The organism is Reyranella sp. GW821-FHT12G01 (assembly GCF_058806575.1).
This window is the reverse complement of the sequence record NZ_JBXAPV010000001.1, coordinates 1669970-1685543: the sequence shown is the minus strand read 5'-3', so window position 1 is coordinate 1685543 and position 15574 is coordinate 1669970. Positions and strand designations below refer to the sequence as shown.

The 15574-nt window shown below is 67.4% G+C and carries 15 protein-coding genes; 7 read left to right on the top strand and 8 right to left on the bottom strand.

Annotation, left to right across the window (positions count from 1 at the left end):
- Position 1: 1 nt before the first annotated feature.
- The 7 genes from AC1RP5_RS08315 to AC1RP5_RS08285 all read right to left on the bottom strand — a co-directional run bounded on the left by AC1RP5_RS08315 (position 2) and on the right by AC1RP5_RS08285 (position 7224).
- Positions 2-898, bottom strand: a complete 897-nt coding sequence (locus tag AC1RP5_RS08315) for a segregation and condensation protein A (RefSeq protein ID WP_493110159.1) — start codon at positions 896-898, stop codon at positions 2-4.
- A gap of 54 nt (positions 899-952) precedes the next feature.
- Positions 953-1984, bottom strand: a complete 1032-nt coding sequence (gene nagZ, locus AC1RP5_RS08310) for a beta-N-acetylhexosaminidase (RefSeq protein WP_493110158.1) — start codon at positions 1982-1984, stop codon at positions 953-955.
- A 10-nt stretch (positions 1985-1994) separates the two neighbouring features.
- Positions 1995-2774, bottom strand: a complete 780-nt coding sequence (locus AC1RP5_RS08305; RefSeq protein ID WP_493110157.1) for an SPOR domain-containing protein — start codon at positions 2772-2774, stop codon at positions 1995-1997.
- Positions 2775-2921: 147 nt separating this feature from the next.
- On the bottom strand, positions 2922-4664 hold the full coding sequence (gene argS / locus AC1RP5_RS08300; protein WP_493110156.1) for an arginine--tRNA ligase: 1743 nt from the start codon (positions 4662-4664) through the stop codon (positions 2922-2924).
- A gap of 146 nt (positions 4665-4810) precedes the next feature.
- Positions 4811-5986 carry a deoxyguanosinetriphosphate triphosphohydrolase gene (locus AC1RP5_RS08295; RefSeq protein WP_493113312.1) on the bottom strand — a complete coding sequence of 392 codons (1176 nt, stop codon included), beginning with the start codon at positions 5984-5986 and terminating at the stop codon, positions 4811-4813.
- 72 nt (positions 5987-6058) lie between these two features.
- The gene (locus AC1RP5_RS08290; protein ID WP_493110155.1) at positions 6059-6490 is read right to left on the bottom strand and encodes a universal stress protein; all 432 of its coding nucleotides are present in this window, start codon (positions 6488-6490) and stop codon (positions 6059-6061) included.
- Between the two features lie 5 nt (positions 6491-6495).
- The gene (locus AC1RP5_RS08285; protein WP_493110154.1) at positions 6496-7224 is read right to left on the bottom strand and encodes a TerC family protein; all 729 of its coding nucleotides are present in this window, start codon (positions 7222-7224) and stop codon (positions 6496-6498) included.
- A gap of 134 nt (positions 7225-7358) precedes the next feature.
- On the opposite strand from AC1RP5_RS08285, the gene gpt reads away from it, so the two are divergent.
- The 5 genes from gpt to AC1RP5_RS08260 are packed head-to-tail and all read left to right on the top strand — an operon-like array spanning position 7359 to position 12838.
- Positions 7359-7862 (top strand): xanthine phosphoribosyltransferase, encoded by a 504-nt coding sequence (gpt, locus tag AC1RP5_RS08280; protein ID WP_493110153.1) that lies wholly within the window; start codon positions 7359-7361, stop codon positions 7860-7862.
- A complete protein-coding gene (locus tag AC1RP5_RS08275; protein ID WP_493110152.1) occupies positions 7859-8872 on the top strand; it encodes a zinc-dependent alcohol dehydrogenase family protein in 1014 nt (337 codons plus the stop codon). The genes gpt and AC1RP5_RS08275 overlap by 4 nt, the downstream gene beginning before the upstream one ends.
- A 15-nt stretch (positions 8873-8887) precedes the next feature.
- A complete protein-coding gene (locus tag AC1RP5_RS08270) occupies positions 8888-9877 on the top strand; it encodes a Bug family tripartite tricarboxylate transporter substrate binding protein (protein WP_493110151.1) in 990 nt (329 codons plus the stop codon).
- A gap of 8 nt (positions 9878-9885) precedes the next feature.
- Positions 9886-11919, top strand: a complete 2034-nt coding sequence (locus AC1RP5_RS08265; RefSeq protein ID WP_493110149.1) for a bifunctional aldolase/short-chain dehydrogenase — start codon at positions 9886-9888, stop codon at positions 11917-11919.
- Between the two features lie 22 nt (positions 11920-11941).
- Entirely contained in the window at positions 11942-12838 is an 897-nt protein-coding gene (locus AC1RP5_RS08260) for a TauD/TfdA dioxygenase family protein (RefSeq protein WP_493110148.1), read from the top strand.
- Between the two features lie 163 nt (positions 12839-13001).
- Here AC1RP5_RS08260 and AC1RP5_RS08255 read toward each other — a convergent pair whose 3' ends face one another.
- On the bottom strand, positions 13002-13643 hold the full coding sequence (locus AC1RP5_RS08255) for a glutathione S-transferase family protein (protein WP_493110147.1): 642 nt from the start codon (positions 13641-13643) through the stop codon (positions 13002-13004).
- A gap of 64 nt (positions 13644-13707) precedes the next feature.
- On the opposite strand from AC1RP5_RS08255, the gene AC1RP5_RS08250 reads away from it, so the two are divergent.
- The gene (locus AC1RP5_RS08250) at positions 13708-14736 is read left to right on the top strand and encodes an aldo/keto reductase (RefSeq protein ID WP_493110146.1); all 1029 of its coding nucleotides are present in this window, start codon (positions 13708-13710) and stop codon (positions 14734-14736) included.
- Positions 14737-14746: 10 nt separating this feature from the next.
- The gene (locus AC1RP5_RS08245) at positions 14747-15574 is read left to right on the top strand and encodes an amidohydrolase family protein (RefSeq protein WP_493110145.1); all 828 of its coding nucleotides are present in this window, start codon (positions 14747-14749) and stop codon (positions 15572-15574) included.

Sequence of the window (15574 nt, the reverse complement as noted above, 5' to 3'; positions counted from 1 at the left end):
GTCACTGCTGGTCGGTACGTTTACGCAAATGGATGGGGCCGAAGCGCTCGCTCTGGCGCAGCTCGATCTGGCCGTCCTTGGCGAGCTGCAGGCCCGCCACGAAGGTCGCGGCGATCGCCGAGCGACGACGTGCGGGGTCGGTCAGGCCGGCCGGCAGGAAGGCTTCGAGCGACTGCCAGTCGATGGCGATGCCCAGCATGCGACCCAGCCGCTCGGCGGCTTCCTCGACGGAGAAGAACTCCATCGGCTTGATCTGGTAGGTGTCGGCGTCCTTCGGCCGGACCTGCGAGCCATAGGCGCTGAGCAGGTCGTAGAGCTTGATGTCCCACACCGCGCGGCGCACGACGACGATGCCCTCGGGCTGGCCGCGCGAGAAGATGTCCCGGCCGAGCTGCGGCCGCGCCATCAGGCGGGCGCCGGCTTCCTGCATCGCTTCGAGGCGGCGCAACTGCCACTGCAGCGCGTCGGCCATCTCCTGACCCGACGGCTCCTCGCCGGCCGGCGGCTCGGGCAGCAGCAGGCGCGACTTGAGGTAAGCGAGCCACGCCGCCATCACGAGATAGTCGGCCGCCAGCTCCAGCCGCATGCGGCGGGCCTGGTGGATATGGACGAGATACTGGTCGACCAGCGCGACCATCGAGATCTTGCGGAGGTCGACCTTCTGGTCGCGCGCCAGATTGAGCAGCAGGTCGAGCGGACCTTCGAAGCCCTCGAGATTGACGATCAGCTCGCCCTCGCCCGGCGCGATGACGTCGGGGCCGGCCGCGGCGAAATTGTCGGCGGTGGCACCCGTGGCCGGCGCCGCTTCGCCCCGAGTCGCCTCAGCCGGCGCTGCGGCGGGCGCGGCGCTGTCGGTCTTGGGCGCGTCCTCGGGAGGCGGGCTGGCGGGATCGGTCATGCCATCCCGGTTTAGTCAGCGGAAGCGCCTACCGCCACATGATTTGGCCCTGCCTTATCCCCATTCCGGCAGGAGTTCAGCGACCCGTCGGGCCGCATCGGCCAGGCCACGGGGGCCGGCAGGCTCGCGATGTCGACCGAGGAAGCTGCGACCGGCCTGGAAACGCCGGTCGGCGGCCGCGGTCATGGCGGCGGTGCGGCCGACGATCTCGACCATCTCGGGCATCTTGCCATTGCAGTGGAGGGCGATGTCGCAGCCGGCGGCCAGCGCCCGCGCCGCACGGTCGCCCAGCGAGCCCCCCAATGCCTGCATCGACAGGTCGTCCGACAGGAGCAGCCCGTCGAAGCCGATATGGGAGCGGATCACGTCCTGCACGGCCCCTGCCGAAACCGTGATGCAGTCCTTCGGATCGATCGCCTCGAACAGAAGGTGCCCGGTCATCGCCCAGGGCAGGTCGGAGAGCAGCTTGAAGGGCACGAAGTCGGTCCGCTCCAGCTCGGCGCGCGAGGCAGTCACCGTAGGCAGTGCCTCGTGGCTGTCGACCGTGGCGCGGCCGTGTCCCGGGATGTGCTTGATCACCGGCATCACGCCTTCGGCCATCAACCCCTCGGCCGCGGCGCGGCCCAGCGCGGCGACCGGCTCGGGCCGGTCGGCATAGGCGCGGTCGCCGATCACGGCGTGGGTCTCGGGAAACGCGATGTCGAGCACGGGCAGGCAGTCGACGTCGCAGCCGATCGACGCCACGTCAGCGGCCAGCAGGCGCGAGTTGAGTTTGGTGGCTTCAAGCCCGGCGTCGGGATCGCGGGCGTAGAGCTCGCCCAGCAGCCGGGCCGGCGGCGCCTTGCGCCATTGCGGGGGACGGAGGCGCGCGACCCTGCCGCCTTCCTGGTCGATCAGCACCGGTGCGTCGGCGCGCGCCACGCAGGAGCGCAGCTCCTCGGTCAACCGACGGGTGCTTTCGACCGTGTCGATGTTGCGGGCAAACAGGATGAAGCCCAGCGGGTCGGCGTCGCGGAAGAAGGCACGCTCCTCCGCCGACAGTTCGGTCCCGGCGCAGCCCAGGATCAGCGCGCGCGGACGACTCATCTAGAGGAAATCACCGCGCGGGCGGAACCGAGACGCAGTCGGTCTTGCGGGCCTTGAGCGAGGCGCAGACCGAATGGGCCTGCCGCTCGTCGAGCGGGCCGGCCTGCACGCGATACCAGACGCCGCGCTCGCCGAGGTCGACGCGGACCGCCTGCATGCGCAGGTTCGACAGCTCGCCGCTGTGGGCGCTCTGCAGCCGCGCCCAGGTCGACTTGGCCACGTCCTCGTTCTTCACCGAGGCGACCTGGATGCGCCAGCCGCCGGTCGGGCCGGACATGTTCTCGATCAGGCTGGCGATGCTGGGGCCGCTCTCGGTCGCGGGCGGCGTGTTGGTCGCCGGCTGCACGTTAGGCGGATTGGCCGGCACCTTGGGTTCGACGACGGCCGGGGGCGTCGTGGGCCCGCCGGTGGTCGAGGTCGGCTGCAGCGGCGTCGGCGTCTTGGCGGCCTCCGCCTCCTTTGGCGGTGCGGCCGGCAGCGGCAGGCCGTTGGCCGGCAGCTTCGGATTCACCGCAGCCGGCAGCAGTTTCTCGGGCTGGGCCGGCACCGCGCCGGGCGCGATGCGGTTGAAGACTTCCTTGTCCTGGTTCGGCGGGACGAGGCCGCCGGCATTCTCGGGCTTGATACGGGCCGGCGTGGTCGGCGCCTGCACCACCAGCGGTTCCAGTCCCTTGCCGCCCGCCTTGACGTCCTGGTTGTGCGCCCACCACACGACCGAACCGAAGCTCGCGACCGCGGCGATGGACACCATCACCGTGAGGATCTGTCCGCGGCGTCGATTGACCCGCATGAGCAGCGAGTCCCGGGGAGGCGGGGGAATCGAATCAGGTTCATGCGCGACGGGCCGAGGCGGAGGATCGAGCCGCACTGCCACCGACTCGTTGGGCCGGTAGATCGTTGGTCCGTCGCCGGAGGGGGACCGGCGAACATGCATTTTTTATCTCATTTCCTCGACGGGTGTTACGCCGAAGACCTTTAAACCCGATCCTATCACAAAACCGATTCCCTGTACCAATGCCAGACGCGCGCGCGTGAGATCGGAGTCGCCTTCGATCACGAAGCGCAGGCCCGGCTCCTCCCTCCCCCGGTTCCAATGGGAGTGGAAGGCGGCTGCCAGGTCGTAAAGATAGAAGGCGATGCGGTGCGGCTCGTGAGCCACCGCCGCCGCTTCGACCTGGCGGGGCCACTGGGCGATCATCCGGATCAGCGCGACTTCGCCCGCGTCGGAGAGGCGGTCGAGCGGCGCGCTGCCGAGATCGTCGATCGCAATGCCCGCGGCCGTCGCCTGGCGCATCACGGAGCGGGTCCGCGCGTGGCCATACTGGACATACCAGACAGGGTTGTCGCGTGACTGTTCGGTGGCCTTCACGAGGTCGAAGTCGAACGGCGCGTCGTTCTTGCGCGTGAGCATGGTGAAGCGCACGACGTCGGGCCCGACCTCGTCGAGCAGGTCGCGCAAGGTCACGAAGGTGCCGGCGCGCTTGGACATGCGCACCAGCTCGCCGTTGCGCATGACGCGCACCAGCTGGCAGAGCTTCACGTCGAGCTCGCCCTGCTTCTCGGTGATCGCGCTGACCGCCGCCTTCATGCGCTTGACGTAGCCGCCATGGTCGGCGCCCCACACGTCGATCATGTCGGCGAAGCCGCGACGGTACTTGTCGTGGTGATAGGCGATGTCGTTGGCGAAGTAAGTCCAGCTACCGTCCGACTTCTTGAGCGGACGGTCGACCTCGTCGCCGAACTGGGTCGCCCGGAACAGCGTCTGCTCGCGATCTTCCCAGTCGTCGGGAAGCTGGCCCTTCGGCGGCTCCAGCCGGCCCTGGTAGATCAGGCCCTGGCGCGTCAGCTCCTGGAAGGCGCGCTCGACGGCGCCGCTCTCGACCAGCGCACGCTCCGACGAGAAGACGTCCATGTTGACGCCGAGCGTCTCCAGATCGGCCTTGATCTCGGCCATGAGCGTGGCGATGGCGAAGGCGCGCATCTCGGGCAGCCAGTCGGCCTCGGGCTTGCCGACCCAGCGCGCGCCGTCGCGCTTGGCGATCGCCGCACCCACGTCCTTGAGATACTCCCCGGGATAGAGGCCCTCGGGAATCGAATCGACCGTCTCACCGAGCGCCTCGCGGTAGCGCAGGTAGGTCGACTGGCCGAGCTTGTCGACCTGCGCGCCGGCGTCGTTGATGTAGTATTCCTTGGTGACGTCGTAGCCCGCCTTGTGCAGCAGGTTGGACAGCGCGTCGCCCACGATGGCGCCGCGCGCGTGCGCGACGTGCAGCGGACCGGTCGGGTTGGCCGAGACATACTCGACGTTCACCTTGGCGCCCTTGCCCATCGTCGAATCGCCATAGGCGATGCCGGCCTTCAGGCAGTCCGCGAGCCGCGCCCGCCAGAAGCCGTCGGCGATCTTGAGGTTGAGGAAGCCCGGTCCGGCCACCGCGCCGTCGACCACGTCGGGGTTGGCCTTGAGGCGGGCGAGCAGCGGCTCGGCGATGTCGCGCGGCTTCTTGGCCGCGGCCTTGGACAGGACCATGGCGGCGTTGGTGGCGATGTCGCCATGCGCCGGATCGCGCGGCGGCTCGGCCGTGATCGCGGAAAAATCGAGCTTTTCGGGCAATTCACCCGCAGCCTGCATGGACTGGAGGGCCGCGACGATCTCGCCGATGAAATGACGGTACGGATTCATGGGGCGGGTATTGCCGAATCCGCGCCTTTTGTCATCCGGGGCGCCGGACTGCAGGGAAACGGCCTCTGAACGGAGCGCGCCACTCCAGTGGCGCTCATGAGCCCGAGCGCCACTGGAGTGGCGCGCTCCAACGAGACACCCGTACCTTACGAATACAGGTCGAACAGCCGGCGGTGTTCGTCGAGGGCGAAGCGGTCGGTCATGCCGGCGATGTAGTCGGCGACGACGCGGGCGCGGGCATGGGCGCCCGCCTGCTCGGCCTTCTCGCGCCACGGCGAGGGCAGGCAGTTGGGCTCTGCGAACAGGAGGTTGAACAGGTCGACCACGACGCGGCGCGCCTTGGAGTGCGAGCGGTTCAGCTTCCAGTGCTCGTACATGCGCGTGTAGAGGAAGCGCTTCACGGTCTTTTCCGTGGCCACCATCTTCTCGGAGAAGGCCACCACCGGTCGGCCGAGGGCACGGATCTCGGCGACCGATTTCGGGTTGGCTTCCTTCAGGCGGCGGCGCGTCTCGGCCACCACGTCCTCGACCATGGCATTGATCACGCGGCGCACCGCCTCGTGGATCAGGCGCGTCTGTTCAATGCCGGGATACTTGTCCATCACCAGCGCGAACATCTCGCCGACCAGCGGCAGGTCGAGCAGGTCCTTCACGTCGAACAGGCCGGCGCGCAGGCCATCGTCGATATCGTGGTTGTTGTAGGCGATGTCGTCGCTCAGCGCCGCGACCTGCGCCTCGGGTCCGGCATAGCCGTCGAGTTCGAGGTCGTGGTCCTTGCAGTAGTCGACGATGGCGGCCGGCAGGTCGGCGAGCGCGCGGCCAGGCTTCAGCAGCGGGCCGTTGTGCTTCACCGCGCCCTCGAGCGTCTCCCAGGTGAGGTTCAGCCCGTTGAACTCGGCATAGCGGTCCTCGAGCTTGGTGAGGATGCGCAGGGTCTGGGCGTTATGGTCGAACCCCGCATAGTCCTTCATGGCGCCGTGCAGCGCCTCCTCGCCGGCATGGCCGAACGGCGTGTGGCCAAGGTCGTGGGCCAAAGCCACCGCTTCGCCGAGATCCTCGTCGAGGCGCAGCACGCGGCAGATCGTGCGGGCGATCTGGGCGACCTCGAGCGAATGGGTGAGACGCGTGCGGTAGTGGTCGCCTTCGTGGAAGACGAAGACCTGCGTCTTGTGCTTCAGCCGCCGGAACGCGGTCGAATGGATGATGCGGTCGCGGTCGCGCTGGAACGGGCTGCGGCCCGGCGATTCGGCCTCGGGATGAAGCCGGCCGCGGCTTTGCCACGGCAAGGTCGCATAGGGCGCCAACGCCTCGTGTCGCCACATATCCTCGGCCAAACGCGGTCCTCCTGCAGGGCCGCGTTCTACGCCTTCGGAACCGGAAAGGCTACTTGGCGCCTATTTGACGAGGGTGACCGGCACCTTGGAGTGCGCGATCACGTCCTGGGCAACCGAGCCCATCAGCACGCCGCTGAGGCCGGTATGGCCGCGCGTGCCCATTACCACGAGGCCCGCGCCCGTCTTCTTCACGAAGTCGGCGACGATCTCTCCCTGGCGGCCGACGCCGATATGCGTCTTGGCGGCGACCGAGTTCTTGGCCGCGAGCGCCACGGCCGAGGCGAGCGCCTTCTGGCCCTCTTCCCGGTGATGGGCGTCGATCTGGTCGCGCGAGACGAAGCTGGCGACCGCACCACCGATGCTCGGCTGCACGTTCAGCAGGTGCAGCTCGGCGGCGCAGCCGGTGGCGATCATGTCGAGCGCATGCTCGACGGCGCGATCCGAGCAGCCCGAACCGTCGACCGCGACGAGGATAGCGTTGATCTTGTGCATGACCGCTACTCCTTGGCCTTATCGGCAGCGAGATCCACTGGATCGTGGCCCTTGTGCTTCTGCTTGGCCCGGTGCTGCAGGAAGTAGCCGACGGCCACGACCAGCACCGCACAGCCGACTTCCATGATGGTCTTGGCGTGCGGCGTGATGGCGGTGAGCTTGGCGGCGTAGCCCGGATCGGTGGCCAGCACCTCGCCGGCGATCCAGCCCAGCAGCGCGCCGCCGGCGATCACGATGATCGGGAAGCGGTTGAGCAGTGCCATGATCAGCGTGGCGCCGAATACGATCAGCGGGATCGAGATGATGAGACCCAGCACCATCAGCGTGGTGTCGCCCTTGGCGGCGGCGGCGATGGCGATGGCGTTGTCGAGGCTCATCACCGCGTCGGCGATGATGATGGTGCGAATGGCCGACATCAGCGAGCTGGCGGCCTTCACGCCGTCCTCGCCCTCTTCCTCACCCTGCACCAGCTTGACGCCGATCCACAGCAGCAGGAGGCCGCCCGCGAGTTTCAGGAACGGGATCGACAACAGGTAGTCGACGATCAGGACGAAGATGATTCGCAGGACGATGGCGCCGCCGCTGCCGATGATGATGGCCGGGCGCTGGTGCTTCTTCTCCAGGTTCCGGCAGGCCAGCGCGATGACGAGGGCGTTGTCGCCCGACAGGATGATGTTCACCAGAATGATCTGGGTGAGACCGCTCCAGAAAGCGGGCGTCAGCTCAATTCCCATGTGCAGCGGTCCCCGTACCGTTTTCCCTGTGGCCCGATTCCTTACGGCCTGCGCTTCTATGCTTCGGCCGAAGGTGTTAGTGCAGCCCTTCATAAGGGGCAAGCCAAACCGGACGGGATCAGGGGCGAAATCGCATGGCGAGCAGTGCGGGCTACAACAGGATGTTCCCCGTTTCGTGGACGGAACTGCACCGCGACGCCCGGGCGCTCGCTTGGCGGCTGGCCGACCTGGGGCCGTTCAAAGGCCTGGTCGCGATCACCCGCGGCGGCCTCGTCCCGGCCGCCATCGTGGCACGCGAGCTGAATCTCCGGCTGATCGACACGGTCTGCTGCTCGACCTACGACCGCATGGAACGCGGCGCCAAGGTCGAGTTCCTGAAGGGCACGTCCGCCGAGCAGGACAAGGGCAAGGGCTGGCTGATCGTCGACGACCTGGTTGACACCGGCGTCACCGCCCGCGCCGTGCGGGCGAGGCTGCCCGAGGCCCATTTCGCCACGGTCTATGCAAAGCCCGCCGGCCGCCCGGTCGTGGACAGCTACGTCACCGAAGTCAGCCAGGACACCTGGATCCTGTTCCCCTGGGACCAGGAGGCCGTCATGGCCAAGACCATCATCGAACTGAAGGGCGACGCCAAATGAAGTGCTACGTCATCCCCGCCCCCAAGGGCATCGACTCGCTCACCCTGATCGAACGTCCCGATCCGACGCCGGGGCCGCGGCAGGTGCTCGTGCGGGTCAAGGCGACCTCGCTGAACTACCGCGACCTGCTCACGATCGAGGCACAGTATGCGCGCTCGGCGCCGAAGCCCGACCTGATCCCGCTGTCGGACGGCGCGGGCGAAGTCGTCGCGGTCGGGCCGGGCGTCAGCCGCGTAAAAGTCGGCGACCGGGTCGCGGGCTGCTTCATGCAGCGCTGGTTCGGCGGCGCGATCAGCGACAGCGCGATGCCCTCGGCCATGGGCGGCGCGATCGACGGCATGCTGACCGAGCTGGCCGTGCTGGAAGAAGAAGGTGTCGTGAAGCTGCCGGCACATCTCAGCTACGAGGAGGGCGCCACCCTTCCCTGCGCCGCGGTCACGGCGTGGAACGCGCTGGTCGAGATCGGCCACATCAAGGCGGGCGACGTCGTGCAGATCCAGGGCACCGGCGGCGTCTCGATCTTCGCGTTGCAGTTCGCGCGGATTTTCGGCGCGCGCGTCATCGGCACCTCCAGCTCCGCCGCCAAGGCCGAGCGCCTGAAGCAGATGGGGGCCGAGGCGGTCATCGACTACAAGGCGACGCCCGACTGGGACCAGGAAGCGCTGAAGCTGACCGGTGGCCGCGGCGCCGACATCACTGTCGAAGTCGGCGGCGCCGGCACGCTCCCTCGCTCCTTCATGGCGACGCGCCTCGGTGGGTCGATCGCGGTGATCGGCCTGCTGTCGGGCATGGCGACGCTCGACCCGATGCCGATCCTGCGCCGCAACCTCAAGGTCCAGGGTCTCTATGTCGGCAGCACGCAGATGTTCGAGGCGATGAACCGCGCCATCGAGGCCAATGGTCTCAAACCCGTCATCGACAAGGTGTTTCCTTTCGCCGAGGCGAAAGCGGCCTACCAGCACCTCAAGAGCCAGAAGCATTTCGGCAAGATCGTCATTTCACACGCCTAGGAAGCACATCTCATCATGATCAAGCGCCGCCTCTTCAGCGCCGGCCTTCTGGCCGCACCCTTTGCCCAGTCTGCTTTTGCCCAGACGGCTCCCGCTTCAGCCTGGCAGCCCACCGGCCCGATAAAAATGGTCGTGGCCTATCCGGCCGGCGGCCCCACTGACGTGATCGCGCGCATCGTCGCCGCGGACATCTCCGGTCCGCTCGGGCAGCAGGTCGTGGTCGAGAACGTGTCGGGTGGGGCCGGCGCCATCGGCACGCGCGCCGTCGCCAAGGCCAAGCCCGACGGACAGACGATCACCTTCGGCAACAACCAGACGCACGGGAACAACATGTTCATGCTGAAGGAGCCGGGCTACGACGCGGTGAAGGACTTCGCGCCGCTCGCGGGCGCCGGCGCTTTCGAGCATGTCTTCGTCGTGCGCAACGACCTGCCGGCCAAGAACATCCAGGACGTCATTGCGCTGGCCAAGGCCAAGCCCGGCGAACTGAACTACGGCTCGACCGGCATCGGTTCGGGCTCGCACCTGTCGACCGAGCTGTTCATGGCGCGGACGGGCACGAAGATGACCCACATCCCCTATCGCGGCGCGCCGCCGCTGGTGCAGGACCTGATCGGCGGCCGCATCGACATCTCCAACTCGACGCTGCCGAGCGTCCTTGCGCAGATCAAGTCGGGACAGATCCGCGCCATCGCGATCGGCAGCGCCAAGCGCAATCCGCAGCTTCCCGACGTGCCGACGTTGGAGGAGCAGGGCGTCACGGGCGCCAACGCCTCCTCGTGGGCGGCCTTCTTCGCGCCGGCGGCGACGCCGCAGCCCGCACTCGACCGGCTTTCGTCCGAGATCATGAAGAGCCTGAAGAAGCCCGAGGTCGTCGAGAAGATCGACAAGCTCGGCTTCACCGTCGAACCCCGCGATCCGGCGCAGTTCAAGCCGTACCAGGAGCAGGAGATCGCGACCTGGGTGAAGATCGCCAAGGACGCCGGCATCCAGCCCGAGGATTAGACAGCGCCATGAAGAACCTCTGGTCCGACAGCGACGCCAAGCAAGCCATCGCGAGCCACGCCACCAGGGGCATCGACGAGGACCTGGCGCTTCGCGTCTACACGACGCGCCTGCTGGGCGGCGAGCCGAAGCTCGTGCTGCACGGCGGCGGCAACACCTCGGTGAAGACGCGCATGGCCGACGTCACCGGCCAGGCGCTCGACGTGCTCTGCGTGAAGGGCAGCGGCTGGGACATGGGCACGATCGAGGCGCCCGGTCTGCCCGCCGTTCGTCTCGCGCCGCTGCGTGAGCTTGAAGGGCTGCAGGCGCTCAGCGACGAAGACATGGTGAACGTGCAGCGCGCCAACCTGCTCGACAGCAAGGCGCCCAACCCGTCGGTCGAGACGCTGCTGCATGCGTTCCTGCCGCACAAGTTCATCGACCATACCCATTCCAACGCGGTGCTGGCGCTGACCGACCAGCCCGACGGCGCCGAACTGGCGGCCGACCTCTACGGCAAGCGCGCGGCGCTGGTGCCCTATGTCATGCCGGGCTTCGCGCTCGCCAAGAAGACCGCCGAAATCGCGCGCGCCCATCCCGACGTCGAGGGGCTGATCCTGCTGAAGCACGGCATCTTCTCGATGGGCGCGACGGCGGAGGAAGCCTATGTCCGCATGATCGACCTCGTGACCCTGGCCGAGGATCGCCTCGCCAAGGCCACGCGCAAGATCTTCCCTGGCGCCACGCTGCCCGCGGCGCCGGCGACGGCGGCCGAGGTCGCGCCGATTCTGCGCGGCCTGTTCTCGCTGCCCGCGAAGGCCGGTGGACGTGAAGCCGCGCAGCGCTTCGTGTTCGAGTTCCGCAACTCGTCGGACGTCCTCGCCTATGTGAACGGCAAGGAGATCGCGCGCTACAGCCAGCAGGGTCCGGTGACGCCCGACCATGCGATCCGCACCAAGAACGTGGCCTTCGTCGCGCCCGCGCCGGAAGCGGGCAAGCTCGACGCGTTCAAGCACGATGCCAAGGCGGCGCTGGAAAAGTTCGCGGCCGACTATCACGCCTACTTCACGCGCTACAACGGCAAGCAGATCACCGCGAAGAAGGAACTCGACCCGATCCCGCGCGTCGCGCTGGTGCCGGGTGTCGGCCTGTTCGGCATCGGCAACACGTCGAAGGACGCCAAGATCGCGGCCGACCTCGCCGAGACGACGGTGGCGGTCGTCGCCGACGCCGAGCGGCTGGGGACCTACCAGTGCATCCCCGAGCCCGACATCTTCGATATCGAGTACTGGTCGCTCGAACAGGCCAAGCTCAGCAGCGCGGCCGAGAAGCCGCTGGCGCGGCGCATCGTGGTCGTGACCGGTGGCGCCTCGGGCATTGGTGCTGCCACGGCGGCGGCCTTCGCGCGCGAGGGCGCCGAGGTGGCGGTGCTCGACCGCGACGTTTCCAAGGTGAAGGGCGGCATCGCCTGCGACGTGACCGATCCCAAATCGGTGCGCGCAGCCTTCGACAAGGTCGCGGCCACGTACGGCGGCGTCGACATCGTCGTCTCCAATGCGGGCGCCGCGTGGCAGGGCCGGATCGGCGACGTCGACGAGGCCGTTCTGCGCCAGAGCTTCGAGCTCAACTTCTGGGCACACCAGAGCGTGGCGCAGAACGCCGTGCGCATCATGCGCACCCAGGGGCTGGGCGGCTGCCTGCTGTTCAATACCTCCAAGCAGGCCGTGAATCCGGGTCCGGACTTCGGACCGTATGGTTTGCCGAAGGCCGCGACCCTGTTCCTGATGCGCCAGTACGCGCTCGACCATGGCGGCGACGGCATCCGCGCTAACGCCGTGAATGCCGATCGCATCCGCACGGGTCTCCTGACGGACGAAATGATCGCACAGCGATCCAAGGCGCGCGGTCTCAGCGAGGCCGACTACATGGGCGGCAACCTGCTGGGCCTCGAAGTGACGGCCGACGACGTGGCGCAGGCTTTCGTTTCGCTGGCCAAAGCGTCGAAGACGACGGGCGCTGTCACGACCGTGGACGGTGGTAATATCGCGGCCGCTCTGCGTTAGTACCCCCTCCAGGGAGGCCCTGTTGTCGATCGAGACGCGCCCGCTCCTGCCTCAGCTGCCCCTCTTCGCCGCCGAGATGACCGGCCTCGACGCGACGCGTCCGCTGACGCCGGCCGAGGTCGCCGCCTTCGAGGCCGGCATGGACAAGCATGCCGTGCTGGTGCTGCCCGGCCAGGACATGACCGACGAGCAGCAGCTCGAGTTCACCAAGAACTTTGGTCCGCTGCAGGTGGGCGCCAACACCGCCATCACCGCGGCCGACATGCGCCTGCACACCGCCTTCGCCGACGTCTCCAACCTCGACAAACAGAACAAGAAGCTGGAGCGCGACGACCGCCGCCGCATGGCCGCCCTCGGCAACCGGCTGTGGCACTCCGACGCCACCTTCCGCATCGTGCCCGCGCGCTATTCGCTGCTGAGCGGCCGCATCGTGACGCGCGACGGCGGCAACACCGAGTTCGCCGACATGCGCGCGGCCTACGACGCGCTCGACGACGCGACCAAGGCGGAGATCGAGGACCTGGTCTGCGAGCACTCGCTGATCTACTCGCGCGCCCAGCTCGGCTTCTCGAACTTCACCGACGAGGAACGCCACAGCATGAAGCCGGTGCTGCACAAGCTCGTGCGCACCCATCCGGTGACGGGCCGCAAGTCGCTGCTGTTGTCGGCCCATATCGGCGCCATCGTCGGCTGGCCGCGCCCCGAAGCGATGGCCTTCATCCGCGACCTGATGGAACACGCGACCCAGCCGCAGTTCGTCTACGTCCATCGTTGGACGAAGAACGACTTCGTGATCTGGGACAACCGCACGACCATGCACCGCGTCCGCCGCTTCGACGACCTCAACATCGTCCGCGACATGCGCCGCACCACGACGATGAGCGAAGGCCCGACGGTCGCGGGCCAACAGGCGGCTTAAAGACGCCTAAACCAAACAACCCGTCGTCCTGAGCGAAGCGCCGAAGGCGCGTAGTCGAAGGACCTCTTTTCGCTTCGACACACCGTGCGTCGGAAAAGAGGTCCTTCGACTGCGCCGCCTTACGGGCGGCTTCGCTCAGGACGACGGGTTTTTTTGCGAACCTCTAACGCCCGTCGAATTCAGCGTCCTTCTTCGGGATCAGGTCATACGGCAGCGCGAAGCCTGGCATCGCCTTGATGCGGTCGCGCCACGCGGCGAGATTCGGCCGCGAGTCGATTGACAGGCCGCCTTCGTGGGCGAAGACCATGCGGCCCCAGCAGCCGATGTCGGCGATCGAGCAGGCGTCGCCCACCAGCCATTCGCGGCCGGCCAGCGACTTGTCGGCGAAGTCGAGGGCGGCCTCGGCACCGGGCCGGAAGAAGTTCACGATGTCCTGCGACACGTCGGGCCGGAAGCGCGCGAAGTGGCGGACGCGCGCCACGTTGGTGATGGCGTCGTTCTCCCACGACAACCATTCGCGTGCCTGCCAGCGATGCTGCTCGGTCTTGGGCTCAAAGTGCCCAGTGGTGCGCGCGAGATAGTCGAGGATCACGTTCGACATCACGAGCGTGAGCCCGCGATGGCGCAGCACCGGCACCTGGCCGTAGCGGTTGATCGCGAGATGCGCCTCCTCCTTCTGCACGCCGTTCTTCAGGTTGACCGTGCGAAACGAGAACGGCAGGCCCGAGAGGGCGAGGAAGAGCATCGGCTTGTAGCTCGAGCTCGACGTGAAACTGCCGTGCAGAACGAGGCGATCGTCGCTCATGGTCTCTCCTGTGGCGCGAACCGGAGGCAATTCGTACTCTCCCCCGTCCTCGGAGGAAACGAACATGACAGCGCTGAAGCGCCGCAAAGTCGGAAAAACGAAACTGGAAGTCACCGAGATCGGTCTCGGCGGCGCGCCGATGGGCGGCTTCCGCGCCACCATTCCCGATGCAGAAGCGGTGAAGCTCACCGACGACGGCTACGACGCCGGCATCCGCTACTTCGACACCTCGCCCTTCTACGGCTATGGCCGCAGCGAGCTGCGCATGGGCGCGGCGTTGCGCGAGAAGCCGCGCGACAGCTACGTGCTCTCGACCAAGGTCGGCCGTATCCTGCATGTGCGGAAGCCCGGTGAGGTGCTGCCCAAGGATTTTCGCGAGAACGGCCTGCCGGGCTTCGTGCCGCAGTTCGACTACACCTATGACGGCGTGATGCGCTCGCTGGAGCACTCGCACTTCCGGCTCGGCCTCGACAAGATCGACATCGCGCTGGTGCACGACGTCGACTTCTGGACGATCAAGGACCGCGCCATCCTCGACGAGCGCTTCAAGACCGTGATGGACTCCGGCTTCCGCGCGCTCGACGAGCTGCGCAAAGCCGGCGTCATCTCCGCCATCGGCGTCGGCATCAACGAGAGCGACACCAGCACGCGCTTCATCAAGGCGGGCGACTTCGACTGCATGCTGCTGGCCGGTCGCTACACGCTGCTCGAACAGGGCGCGCTGGAGGAGTTCCTGCCGGAATGCAGCAAGCGGAACGTCTCGGTGATCCTGGGCGGGCCGTACAATTCCGGCATCCTGACCGGCAACGTGAAGACCGGCGCGACACACGACTATGTCGCCGCACCTCAGCACCTGGTCGACAAGGCGCAGAAGATCGAGGCCGTGTGCAAGCGCCACGGCGTGCCGCTCGGCGCCGCCGCGATGCAGTTCCCGCTGTTCCATCCCGCCCTCTGCTCCGTCATCCCGGGCGCGCTCAGCGTCGCGGAGGTGAAGCAGAACGTCGCCCATATGAGCGTGAAGATTCCCGTCGAACTCTGGAGCGAGCTGAAGCGCGAGAAGCTGCTCGACGCCGCGGCCCCCACTCCCAACTGAGGAAACAGACATGAAGATCGTCGACGCGCAGATCCACATCTGGTCGCAGACCGTCACGCCGCCCTCAGGCCTGCATCGCAAGGTCGAGAGCTTCACCGCCGAGCAGGCGCTGAAGGAGATGGACGAAGCCGGCGTCGATGCCGCGCTGATTCATCCGCCCTACAGCTGGGATCCGACCTCCAACCAGCTCGCCCTCGATGCGGCGAAGAAATATCCCGACCGCTTCGCGGTGATGGGCCAGTTCCCGTTGACCGATCCCAACAATCGCAACCTCATCAAGGGCTGGCGCAACCAGCCTGGCATGATGGGCCTGCGCTGGGCGCTGCTGCAGCCGGCCGAGCAGAAGTGGCTGGACGACGGGCTGCTCGACTGGGTGTGGCCGGCCGCCGAGAAGGAAGGCATCCCCGTCGCGACCATGGGCGGCCTCTTCCTCGACAAGTTCCGCGGCATTGCCGAGGCGCATCCCAAGCTCAAGCTGATCGTCGACCATTGCGGCCTCAACCGGCACGGCCAGGACGAGGAAGCCTTCATCCATCTCGACAAGCTGGTGGCGCTGGCGAAGCTGCCCAACGTCGCGGTCAAGGCGACCGGCGCGCCGCATTACTCGACCAAGGGCTATCCGTTCAGGAACATCCAGGACGGGCTGCACCGCATCTTCGACGCGTTCGGACCCAAGCGCTTCTTCTGGGGCACCGACATCACCCGCATGCAGTGCACCTACCGCCAGTGCGTGACCTTCTTCACCGAGGAGCTGCCGTGGCTGAAGGGCCGCGACCTCGAGGACGTGATGGGCCGCGGCCTGTGCGAATGGATCGACTGGAAGCTGAAGTTCGACTAA